10 protein-coding genes are annotated in these 11,571 nt (G+C 62.4%); 5 read left to right on the top strand and 5 right to left on the bottom strand.

The genetic code is table 11. The annotated features are described in order from the left end of the window. Positions 1-2: 2 nt before the first annotated feature. A complete protein-coding gene (cyoA, locus tag AB4Y32_RS20255) occupies positions 3-872 on the bottom strand; it encodes a ubiquinol oxidase subunit II (protein ID WP_439899815.1) in 870 nt (289 codons plus the stop codon). Between the two features lie 332 nt (positions 873-1,204). On the opposite strand from cyoA, the gene AB4Y32_RS20250 reads away from it, so the two are divergent. Together AB4Y32_RS20250 and AB4Y32_RS20245 are read left to right on the top strand one after the other, a co-directional pair. Next, positions 1,205-2,605, top strand: a complete 1,401-nt coding sequence (locus AB4Y32_RS20250) for a PLP-dependent aminotransferase family protein (protein WP_368723053.1) — start codon at positions 1,205-1,207, stop codon at positions 2,603-2,605. 665 nt (positions 2,606-3,270) lie between these two features. Continuing rightward, positions 3,271-4,206 (top strand): histone deacetylase family protein, encoded by a 936-nt coding sequence (locus AB4Y32_RS20245; RefSeq protein ID WP_368723052.1) that lies wholly within the window; start codon positions 3,271-3,273, stop codon positions 4,204-4,206. A gap of 19 nt (positions 4,207-4,225) precedes the next feature. Here AB4Y32_RS20245 and AB4Y32_RS20240 read toward each other — a convergent pair whose 3' ends face one another. Next, positions 4,226-4,954 carry a hypothetical protein gene (locus AB4Y32_RS20240; RefSeq protein ID WP_368723051.1) on the bottom strand — a complete coding sequence of 243 codons (729 nt, stop codon included), beginning with the start codon at positions 4,952-4,954 and terminating at the stop codon, positions 4,226-4,228. 86 nt (positions 4,955-5,040) lie between these two features. On the opposite strand from AB4Y32_RS20240, the gene AB4Y32_RS20235 reads away from it, so the two are divergent. Beyond that, positions 5,041-5,643 (top strand): TetR/AcrR family transcriptional regulator, encoded by a 603-nt coding sequence (locus AB4Y32_RS20235; RefSeq protein ID WP_368723050.1) that lies wholly within the window; start codon positions 5,041-5,043, stop codon positions 5,641-5,643. 53 nt (positions 5,644-5,696) lie between these two features. On the opposite strand, the gene AB4Y32_RS20230 is transcribed toward AB4Y32_RS20235, so the two are convergent. The 3 genes from AB4Y32_RS20230 to AB4Y32_RS20220 form a co-directional block, all read right to left on the bottom strand. Further along, positions 5,697-6,362, bottom strand: coding sequence for an ankyrin repeat domain-containing protein (locus AB4Y32_RS20230; RefSeq protein ID WP_368723049.1), 666 nt, complete (start codon positions 6,360-6,362; stop codon positions 5,697-5,699). A gap of 15 nt (positions 6,363-6,377) precedes the next feature. Next, positions 6,378-6,920: a cytochrome c gene (locus AB4Y32_RS20225; RefSeq protein WP_368723048.1), complete on the bottom strand. Its 543-nt coding sequence runs from the start codon at positions 6,918-6,920 to the stop codon at positions 6,378-6,380. 86 nt (positions 6,921-7,006) lie between these two features. Then, positions 7,007-8,740, bottom strand: a complete 1,734-nt coding sequence (locus AB4Y32_RS20220; protein ID WP_368723047.1) for a pyrroloquinoline quinone-dependent dehydrogenase — start codon at positions 8,738-8,740, stop codon at positions 7,007-7,009. A gap of 828 nt (positions 8,741-9,568) precedes the next feature. Here AB4Y32_RS20220 and AB4Y32_RS20215 point away from each other — a divergent pair. Next, positions 9,569-10,735, top strand: coding sequence for a porin (locus tag AB4Y32_RS20215; protein ID WP_368723046.1), 1,167 nt, complete (start codon positions 9,569-9,571; stop codon positions 10,733-10,735). Positions 10,736-10,842: 107 nt separating this feature from the next. Next, on the top strand, positions 10,843-11,526 hold the full coding sequence (locus AB4Y32_RS20210) for an HAD family hydrolase (protein WP_368723045.1): 684 nt from the start codon (positions 10,843-10,845) through the stop codon (positions 11,524-11,526). The last annotated feature ends 45 nt before the right edge of the window (positions 11,527-11,571 follow it).

The raw sequence follows: 11,571 nt of genomic DNA, 5'->3' as shown, positions 1-11,571 counted from the left end.
AACTACTCCGATACCAAAGCTGCAGGTGAAGGCAAGCCGGCAGGCTTCACGGACATGCCCGTCATGCCCGTCGCGCCTGTCGTGCAGATGGGGTTGCCCGCCGCATCTCGCATGTACTGGTTGACGATGCCGTCGAAGAGGCCCGGTGCCACGCTGCTATAAAGCGTTGCGGCAACTTTTCGGCTGGGCTGTTGCAGGACGTCGTAAGCGGGCACGTCGAGCACTTGCCGCGAGGCTTTCGCGCGCGCGATCCATGCATCGAAGTCGCCGCGATTCGTGACGACCGTACTGAAGTTCATGTCGGAAAAGCCCGGTCCGCTGAACGCGGACGACCGGCCCGCATACGTACCGACGCTGTTCGCGATCAGATGAAGCTGTGTCTGCATACCCGACATCGCATACACCTGGCTGCCCAGTTGCGGAATGAAGAACGAATTCATCAACGATTCCGCCGTCAATTTGAAATCGACGGGCGTATCGACGGGCAGCGCGAGCTGGTTGACGGAAGCGACGCCATAGTCCGGGTAGATGAACAGCCACTTCCAGTTCAGTGCGACCACTTCCACGCGAACCGGCTTCACGTCGGATTCGAGCGGCTTGTAGGGATCGAGGCTGTGCGTTGTCTTCCAGATCAGAACGGCGAGCGTCGCGACGATCAGACAAGGAATCGTCCACACGACGACTTCGATTGCATTCGAGTGCGCCCACGTCGGCGCATACGTCGCCTTCGTGTTCGATGCGCGGTAACGCCATGCGAAATACAGCGTGAGCAGGATCACGGGTATCACGACCAGCAGCATCAATCCGAGCGCGATCAGGATCAGGTTCTTTTCCTGCTCGCCTATCGAACCCTTCGGGTCGAAGAGGACCATGCTGCATCCGCCGAGCAGGCTGAGCGCGCCGGCGGCGGCGGCCCGGCCTGCCCCGACGAGATGTCTTCGAAATGGATGGGAGCGGGGCCATCGTCCCGCTGTATGGGGAGGGCCCCCGTGTGTAGGTGGGTTTCGCATGCTTTCAGGTTGGTTGCGTGGTGACATAGCCCCATACATGTATCCACCAATCATCGCTCGCGCGCGGCATCCCACTACGGCGATCCGCACCAGTACTGGCCAATCGGCCATTGACCGGTAGGATACATACATAGGCTATGCCGGCGCATGCTAGAGTAAGACATATGCCATACATGCGCGACACGATGCCACACATGACCTCACGAAAGCGCGCCGCTCAGCGGCCAGACTGGATCACCGATTTTGCGGACAACGGCAAGGCGCGCTATCAGCAGATCGTCGATCTGATCGAGCGCGCCGTCGCGGACGGCAAGCTGGCTCCCGGCGACCGGTTGCCGCCGCAGCGCAAGCTGGCCGAGCTGATCGGCGTGGACCTGACCACCGTAACGCGCGGTTTCTCCGAAGCGCACCGGCGCAACCTGATCGAATCGCGTGGTCCGCTGGGCACGTTCATCGCGCCGCCCAAGGCTGCGTTCATGCAGCGCGTCGATCTGAGCATGAACATCCCCCCTCCCCCAGCCGACATGGATCTCGCCGTGCTTCTCAGGCGTGGGCTTTCGCAGGTGCTCGTGCGCAATGATGTCGATCTGCTGATGACTTATCAGCTTGGAGGCGGCAGCGACGCCGATCGACAGGCGGGCGCCGCATGGCTCGAACCGATACTCGGGCGCGTCGACCCGTCACGCGTCGTCGTGACGCCGGGCGCGCACTCGACGCTTGCCGCGCTGATGCTCGCGCTCACGCACGCGGGCGAACCCATCTTCACCGAGCAACTGATCTATCCGGGACTTCCGCTGATCGCGCGTCAACTCGGGCGTCTTTTGAAGCCGGTTGCATGTGACGCGCACGGAATGCGGCCGGACGCACTCGGCGAGGCCTGTCACGGTGCGAACGGCGGCGGCGTGATCTATCTGAATCCCACCTTGCGCAACCCCACCGCGCAGACGATGCCCCTGAAACGCCGCAAGGAAATTCTCGCAGTGGCTGCGCGTCGGAACATCAAGGTAATCGAGGACGATCCGTATTGGCTGCTGGCCGACGTTCCGCCCGCGCCGCTGTCCGCGCTCATGCCGCAACAGGTGTACTACCTGTCCACGCTTTCGAAGTGCATTTCGCCGGGTTTGCGTGCCGCCTTTCTCGTGTTGCCGTCCGCCGAGGGACAGGATGCGTTTCTCAACGCATTGAGATCCCTTTCGTTGATGTCGCCGCCGCTTGCCACGTCGCTGGTCACGCAGTGGATTCTCGACGGCACGGCGTCGGAAGTGCTGGCTGGCATCGTGAAAGAGTCGCGCGAACGCCTGCTCGCGGCCAGTCAGATTCTGTCACCCGTGAGCGGTTCGAAGACGAGCGGCGGCATTCACATGTGGCAAGCGCTGCCGGAGCACTGGGCCGCGCAAGGTCTCGCCGATGCGGCCCGCGCCGAAGGACTCGTCGTTGCCCCGGCTTTCGCGTTTTGCCAGGGCAGTGATGTGCCGAATGCGATCCGTATCTCGCTTGGCGGCTGCACGCGGCGCAGCGAGTTGACTTCGGCATTGAGAAAGCTCGCTGCGTTGCTAGAACGCAAGCCAACTGCCGATGATCGACTGCTGATATAGCGTCGAGAACAACTGCTGCGATCGAATTGAAGCGATCTGCTCCTGTACGAAGCCTCGGCGCACGCTAATAATCCCGTCAACGCTGCTCCGAACAGTTCCTTACTCCTTTTATCGTTCGAAGCGCGCCGGGATAACTGCGCGAGTGCCCGAGGCCCACGGCCTTCAACCCGCAGAGCTTGCAGCTATGTAACATATCGAGCGTGGCAGGTACTAAGCCTCGGCGCCTTATGGCGCCGAGGTTTTTTTATGTCCGCCGTGCGTCGCCTGGGCTCTGCGCCATCGTCGTGCCAGTCGTGCTACTCGACGTCGTGAACCTCTTGATTCGAATTTGCAGGGCCACACGTGGCCTGGCTTTAGCTTCGCAGACGAGGCGGCGCGAAGTGATGCCTGCGGCGTCGCGATGCGTCGTGTTTTTGCTGTGTCGTCACTGATCGCGCACTGCCGCGCAGCGATGGCTTCGCGCACGCACAGGTCGTTGCACCATAAACAAAAGCCTATAGCCAGCCAAAGTTTGTTTTATTGTTTCGCTCGACAGACGCGACCTTACACTTAGCGAACCCTTAGCGAACCATAAGGAGCCGGCGAGACTCGAAACGCCCGCTCTGTCCACGCGAAAACGCCAACCACAAGGAGACGATGCCCGTCCCGCCGAGCATCAGCACCCTATGCCTTCGACCCTTGTCTACACGCATTCCGCCTGCCTGAATCATCAACCGGGTCCGCATCATCCGGAATCGCCAGAACGTCTGAAGACGGTCCTCAACACCTTGCGCGCGCCCGAGTTCGCCGCGCTCGAATGGCGCGACGCGCCGATGGGTACGCTCGAACAGGTGCAACTCATCCACGAGCAGGACTTCATCGACGAAGTTGCGCACATCGCGCCAACACACGGCTACATGCCGCTGGATGGCGGCGATACCGTGATGTCGCCGGGCTCGTGGGAGGCCGTGATGCGCTGCGTGGGCGCGGCATGCGCGGGCGTCGATGCCGTGCTCGGCGGAGAAGCCCGCAACGTGTTCTGCGCGACGCGTCCTTGCGGACATCATGCGGAACCATCACGGGCCATGGGCTTTTGCATCTTCAATCAGGCTGCAATTGCGGCTGCATACGCTTATGACGTGCACAAACTGGAACGCGTCGCGGTTGTCGATTTCGATGTTCATCATGGCAATGGCACGCAGGCCGCGTTCTATAACCGGCCCGAACTCTTCTATGCGTCGAGCCATCAATCACCGCTTTATCCGGGCACGGGCGCGGCTGCCGAAACGGGCGTGAGCCACAACATCGTCAATGTGCCGCTGCCGCCCGGTTGCGATTCGGCATTGTTTCGTACACGCATCGAAGCCGAGATGTTGCCGGCCATACGCCACTTCAACCCCGAGCTGATCATCATCTCAGCCGGTTTCGATGCGCATCGGCTCGATCCGCTTGCCGCGTTGCGCCTCGACGACGGCGACTTTCACTGGATCACGCGCGAGCTGACACGTATTGCCGACGAAACATGCGAAGGACGCATCGTGTCGATACTCGAAGGCGGATACAGCAAAGAAGGGCTTTCGGGTGGCACGCGCGCACATGTGCGCGCGCTGCTGGGTCTTTGACGCGCATCGACGAATCGGCTCATACCGAATGACGCGGAATGTGCTGTCCGTGCCCGCTCGCGCCTTGTGAGCGCAGCAACCGCTGAAAGACCAGAATATGCAGGTGCGCGAGCAACGGTACGTTGAAGCACGGAATGAGAATCCACGGCAACGCCGTCATCAGATCGCTGCTCGTGCTCCCGTTAGCGAAGCCAAAAGGAATGCCTGACGACGAAGCCGCGCCCAGAAAGATGGCGTCCGCCAGGTCGAACAGTCCGAGCGCACTCCAGATCAGCGTTGCGATACGCCACGCCGGTGCTCGCGTCGCGGCCATGTAAGCGACAGGCAACGCCAACGCACCGATCGCCACATCTCCCCAGCCCGCAGCAGGTGCGAACGGTGCGGGCAACCTGCCTTCCCAAAAGAGCAAGACAAACAACACGCCCAGCAATCGCATTGCATGTACGCCGATCAGCACCGGCAAAGGAATGGCACCGAGTGCATCGCGCAAGGCGCCGGACCGCGTACCCAGATATGAAAGCACCGCAAATGGCACGATGACGGCAATGCCCAATCCGGCCGGCCCTATGCCGCGCGCGGCACTCAGTAAGCCCGTCGCGCCGAACGCCACGACCAATGCGAACCATGCGCCGAACGCGCCGCCCGCGATCGCGCGCTGCCTCCCGGTCCACGCGGAAAAATGCAGGTAGACGAATACCACGAGTGCCGACACCGTCCCCAGCACGACCGCACCGATCACGTCGATCATCGCAAACCTCCGCAATATGACGATCATCATATTGACAAAATATGTCGCTCGTCATATTTTGTCAACCCAAAGAGAGGGAGGCATTCATGCCGTGGAGTGAAGACCACAAACAGGCGACACGAGGCCGGATCGTCGAAGCCGCCGCGCGCGCAATTCGCGAACACGGACCGGACGGCGTCAGCCTGGCTGCCATCATGAAGAGCGTCGGCTTGACGCACGGCGGCTTCTACGCGCATTTCGAATCGAAGGAAGCGCTCATCGCCGAGGCCCTTTCCCACGCGACGGCAGAAACGCTCGCCTGGCTCGACAGGACGGCAACCACCGCGAAGAATGGGCAAACACCCGCATTGGCCGACATTGCGGACGCTTATCTCAGCAACATCCATTGCGAGCATCCCGGCCGGGGCTGCGTGCTTGCCGCGTGCGGCACGGAGCTTACGCGCGCCGACGAACTTGCGCGTATCGCGTGCAGCGACAACGTGCGAGCCTATTTGCGCTGGCTCGGGCAGCGCAGCCGCGCGGAACAGCGCAGCGAGCGAACGCGTGAGGCGACGGGCGCGCTAGCGGCGATGATCGGCGGGATGGTTCTTGCGCGCGCCACTGAAAATCCCGCTGAAGCGCGAAAGATTCTGGCCACCGTGCGCGGCTTCGTGCGAAGCGCGTTGAAAGCGGATAAGGGCGCTGGTTAGCAACCGTCGAGCGCCCTTGGCGGCACGACGGCTGCACGACGACTGCACGACGGCTAGTGCACGGACAACAGACCCGCGACCTGGTTGGACTTCGTCTGCGCGGCAATGTCCATCGCCGTCATTCCGCGATTGTCCTTTAGCGACGCATTCGCGCCGCGCGCGAGCAACAGTTTCACGGTATCGGCGCGGTCGTAGCCTGCGGCCCACATCAACGCAGTGAGTTCGTTCTTGTACTGCCGGTTCACGTCGATGCCGGCGTCGAGCAACCGCTTCACTACCTGTGTCTGCCCCTGGCCGGCCGCGTACTCCATCGCGGTCTTGCCGACGCGGTCCGTCGCCATCGGATCGGCACCGTGCGCGAGCAGCATCGCGACGATTTCGTCATAGCCGCCATATGCGGCCGCCATCAAAGCCGTGACGCCCGGCGCGTCCGCATGCTTCACGTTCGCGCCGTGCTCGATCAATGTGCGCGCGATGGCGACGTCGCCCTTCTTGCTCGCGGTAATCAACGCGGTGTCGCCGATCCGGTTTTCCGCATCCACGGATGCGCCACGTCCGAGCGCCGCGTCGACGCTCGCGCGGTCGCCGTCTTTCGCGGCAGCGAGCAGCTGGCGATTCGTTTCGCCCTGGTCCTGAGCGAGCGCGAGCGATGGCAGCGCCGATGCCAACGCGCACGACACCAGCAATGCATGCGCAACATGTCCGACCGTCTGTTTCATTTCGCCTCCCTGTCGCTACTGGAGATTCGCAATGTAACTGGCGAGGTTGCGGATATCGTCGTCGGTCAGATTGCGCGTGACGCTCGCCATATTGCCCGCGTCATTGGTACGGGTGTGTGAGCGAAAGTCCTGCAACTGCTTGACGATGTACTGATACTGCTGACCCGCGACGCGCGGTATCTCGTTCTGTCCGGAGAAGCCGCCCAGATGGCACATCGTGCAGAGCACTTCGGCCGACTTCTTCTGCCCTGCCGCGACGGCCGCTCCGTCCGCCTTGAACGCGATCGGCGCGGGCTTTTGCGCGGCGAAATAGTCGGCGAGATCCTGCATATCGTCGCGCGACAGGTTCGCGGCCATCGGCGACATGCGCGCGTCCTTGCGGCGTCCGTCCTTGAAGTCCTTCAGCTGGAGGTACATGTATCGCGCAGTCTGCCCCGCGAGGACGGGATACTGCGGGTCGGTCGAATTGCCCATCGGACCATGACACGCCACGCACGCTTGCGCCTTCGTCTTGCCGGCTTCGGCGTCCGCATGCGCATAGGCGAGCGGCCACAGCATGCCGCTCGCGCACAACAGGGCTGCGCATGCGCCACGCGCAAGGCGCCCGCCGCGCTGCGCGAATGGAACCTCCGGCGCGCCCCTCATCACGGCAGCGCAAAGACAAGCACGGTGTTGCCGCGCTTGTAGTCGAGTTGCGTATTGCCGCCCGCCGCGACGGCGATGTATTGCTTGCCGTGCACGCTATACGACACGGCTGGCGCATTCACGCCCGCTCCGCACTGGAACTCCCACAGCTTCTTGCCCGTCGATGCGTCGAATGCGCGGAACAGGCCATTGCCCTCGCCGTTGAAGACGAGGCCGCCCGCCGTCGCGAGCACGCCGCCGATCAGCGGTTGCGCCGTCTTGAAGTCCCACGCGACCTTGCCCGTGTCGACGTTGACGGCCGACAGCTTGCCCCATTGCTCTTCGGACGGAATCACCTTGAACGCGCCGCCGAGCCACAGCTTGCTGCCGCCCGGATAGGGCGTTTCCTCGACCTGATACGTCATCGGCTGATGCAGGTTGGCCGCGTACGCCAGACGCGTTTGCGGATCGAACGCCATCGGCGACCATTCGACGCCTCCGTTCGCGCCCGGCAGCATCCGCGCGCCTTGCGGCGTCGGCAGGGTCCACATGTTCTCCTGCGGAATCATGGCCTGCGAATAACGGATCAGGCGACCCGTCGCGCGATCGTGCACATACACGTGCCCTGTCTTGCCCGCGTGGATCACGCCCGGAATCATCTTGCCGTTGGTATCGCGCACGTCGATCAGGATCGCCGCACTGGCGGCGTCGAGGTCCCACACGTCGTGCGGAACATACTGGTAGTGCCATTTGTACTGACCCGTTTCCAGATCGATCGCGACGAGCGAATCCGTGTACAGGTTGTCTCCCGGTCGGATCGCACCATACAGGTCAGGCGACGGATTGCCGACGACGAAGTACACCATATGTGTCTTGCGGTCGACGGCTGGCGCCATCCAGACACCGCCGCCCAGCGTCTTGTAGAAGTCGCCGCCCTTTTCCGCGAGTTGCTTCTTCTCGGCGTCGATATCGCGATGCTCGTCGCGACCCGTTGCGTCCTTCGTCGCCCACACGCCTTCCTGGCCCTTATCCGGAATCGTGTAGAAGGTCCACAGCAGTTGACCGGAGTTCGCATCGAACGCCTTCACGAAACCACGAATGCCGTACTCGCCGCCGTTCGTGCCGATCAGCACCTTGCCGTCGACGACGACGGGCGCCATCGTTTCCGAATAGCCCTGATCGGGATCGGCGATCTGGCTTTGCCACAGCACATTGCCCGTCTTCGCGTCGAGCGCCACCAGCTTGGAATCGAGCGTGCCTATGTAGAGCCTGTCACCGGAAATCGCCACGCCGCGATTGTTGGGCCCGCAACAGAACGTCGTCACGGGACCCATCTTGTGCTTGTAGTGCCAGAATTCCTTGCCCGTTACGGCATCCACCGCGTACACGTGATTGAACGATGTCGTGATGAACATGACGCCGTTCTTCACGATCGGCGCTGTTTCCATCGACTCGTTGACGGACGTCTGGAAGATGAAGACGGGCCTCAGCTTCGACACATTCGACTTGTTGATCTGCGTGCCGGGATAGAAGCGTGTGTTCGCATACGATCCGTTCGAATGCAACCAGTCGGATGAGTTGCTGGACGCGCCGTCGAGCTGCGCCTGGTCGACGGGCTGGAACGTCGAAGGCATCGGCGCCGACGTCGTGGTCGCAGCGTTCTGCACTTCGTCGGCACCCCGCGAGGCAGGCGACGCAAGTGCAGCAACGAGCAGGGGAACGAAGACGGCGAAGTACCGGGGGGATGTGGGCATGAGCGTCTCCTCCGCTTTTTATTGCTTAAGATTGCGAGCGCTGGAGTGCGGCGTTCGGCCACGCCTGAAACGGGTGGACAAGCACAATCGCGCAACCCCTCTCAAACAACAAAAGCTTAAAAATTAAAAGCGTTGATTGCTTCGTCGGAACGGTCGGCTGCGCAAAACCGGGGAGAACCGTGACGCTTTTTCTCGTCCCAAGGGCCGGCTCCATTAAGCCTATGCCAAGCGATGCGGATTTACCAGGCGCATATGAAACTTGCGCTTCGTTGCACTGCAATAGAACTTCGATTCACATATGAGGATTCCGACTGAATTCGCGCGTGGAGAATTGCTGCGGCACAGGACTCCGTTCGTTGGTAGGCCGTAGCGATTAGTGTGGACAAAAGCATACAGCTTGCTCGTAAACGTTTACTGCTTTCCAACCAGCGGATATATTCGCCGCACTCCAGCCATACGGGCAGATCCCCGGATCGGTTCGGCGCTCTATTCATCCCTCCGCTTCACGAAAGCCGGAAAACCCGGAAAACCACTTCCCGGCAGCGTCGATGGAGCAATGCGACGTCGTCGTCTGCGCTTCGGCATCCGCACGACGCGCAGCGCCCGCAACACCAGCGGCGGTCTCGCGGCGCGTCGTCCCAAGAGGTACCACAGGCATCGAGACGAACCATCGTGCGCGCGCATGAGCCTCTTGCACTGCCCGATGTTTCGATGGTGCATGCGGTCGATGCGGATAAAGCAAACAAAGCGGCAGCACATTTTCATCACCGACGTCGCGCGTGTTTCGTCAGTCGAGACGCGTGCGCCCACAACAAAAAGGGAAGAAAAATGAAGAAGACTATCCTGGCCGTCGCGGCCCTCGGGTGTTTCGCCACGGCAGCGCACGCGCAAAGCAGCGTCACGCTGTACGGGCTGATCGATGCGGGTATCACGTACGCGAACAAGGTAGCGACATCGACGGGACACGACAGCGTCGTCAAATACGGCGACGGTGTCGCTTCAGGCAGCCGCTGGGGCCTGCGCGGCGCGGAAGACCTGGGCGGCGGAATGAAGGCGCTGTTCGTGCTCGAAAGCGGCTTCAGCAGCGGCGACGGCACCTCGGGCCAGGGCGGCGCGCTGTTTGGCCGGCAAGCGTTCGTCGGGGTTTCGAAGGACGGCATCGGCGCGTTGTCGTTCGGCCGCCAGTACACCTTTTCGACGGAATACCTCGGCGGCAACTACACGATGGGCAGCCAGACACCCGCCGGCAACTACGCGTATCACATCAACGATCTCGATCAGCTGGTGTCGAGCCGCATCAACAACTCGGTCAAGTTCAGCAGCGCAAATTTCGCGGGTCTGACGTTCGGCGCGATGTACGGCTTCTCGAACTCGACGCTGTTCGCCGGCACGCCGACTACGACCGTCGGCACGACGACCTCGCAAGGCTCGTCGAGCGCGTACAGCTTCGGCGCCAACTACGCGCAGGGACCGTTCGGCATCGGCGCGGCGTACACGAACATCCGCTATCCGAATGGCGCAACGCCTGCGTTCAGCGTGAGCATCGCGAACGTCAACACGGGCGGACTGCGCGATCTCGAGACGTTCGGCGTCGGCGCGCGCTACACGATCGCCGCGGCCCTCGTGTGGGCGAACTGGACGCATACCAAGTTCGAGCCGCTCACGGGCGCATCGTCGAAGCTGAACAACTATGAAATCGGCGGCCGGTACGCGTTCACGCCAGCGCTCTCGGCGGGCCTCGGCTATACCTTCTCGAAGCTCGACGACCGCTTCGAGGGCAAGTGGCATCAGATCAACAGCGCCGTCGACTACGCGTTGTCCAAGCGCACCGATGTCTACGTGCTCGCGATCTATCAGAAGGCGTCGGGGAGCAACACTGTTGCAGGCCGCAACGTGCCCGTGCAAGCCGAGATCGGCTCGTCGTCTTCGTTCATCGGCAATGCGGGCGCGAACACGCAATTCGTGACGCGCGTCGGCTTGCGTCACAAGTTCTGATCGTTCGATGCGGCCGCTGCGCCTGCGCGGCGCGCGGCCGCTTTGGGAGCAGACTGTCCCGACTCGCGGTACCCTTGCGGGTTTTGATCGACCCACAAGGGACAACGATGTCTGCTTTTCCGTTTGATGCCGTGCTATTCGACTGCGACGGCGTGCTCGTCGACTCGGAGACCATTACCACCGCCGTGCTCGCAACGATGCTCGGCGAACTCGGCTGGCATCTGAGCCTCGACGAAGCGATGGCGATCTTCATCGGCAAGACGGTCATGGACGAAGCACCGCTGATCGAAGCGAAAACGGGCGTCAGGATCACGGCCGACTGGATCGAATCGTTCCGCGCACGGCGCAACGCCGCGCTCGAGCGCGATGTCACGGCGATCGACGGCATCGCCGCGACGGTCGGCGCGCTGCACGCGCGGCTCGACGGACGCATAGCCGTCGCATCGGGCGCGGATCGCCACAAGGTGCGCCTGCAACTGGCGAAAATCGGCGTGCTCGATCACTTCGAAGGGCGCATCTTCAGCGGCCACGAAACGCCGCGCAACAAGCCGCACCCGGATGTGTATCTCGCGGCAGCGTCGGGTCTGGGTGTCGATCCGTCGCGCTGCGCAGTGATCGAAGACACCGTGACGGGCGCCACGGCAGGCCGCGCGGCGGGCGCGACCGTGTTCGGCTACAGCCCGGGCGAGAAAGGCCATAGCTCGAAGGAAGCGTTGCGCGCGGCCGGTGTCGCCGGCGTGTTCGAAGACATGGCGCAACTGCCGGCGCTGCTCGCTGGCTGGGCTGGTTGATCGCGCGAGCGGTTCATTGCACGCCACGTGCGTGCATCGGCTAAC

Source organism: Paraburkholderia phymatum (genome assembly GCF_040965635.1).
Classification (GTDB): Bacteria; Pseudomonadota; Gammaproteobacteria; order Burkholderiales; family Burkholderiaceae; genus Paraburkholderia; species Paraburkholderia phymatum_B.
This window is presented reverse-complemented; position numbering and strand designations above follow the sequence as displayed.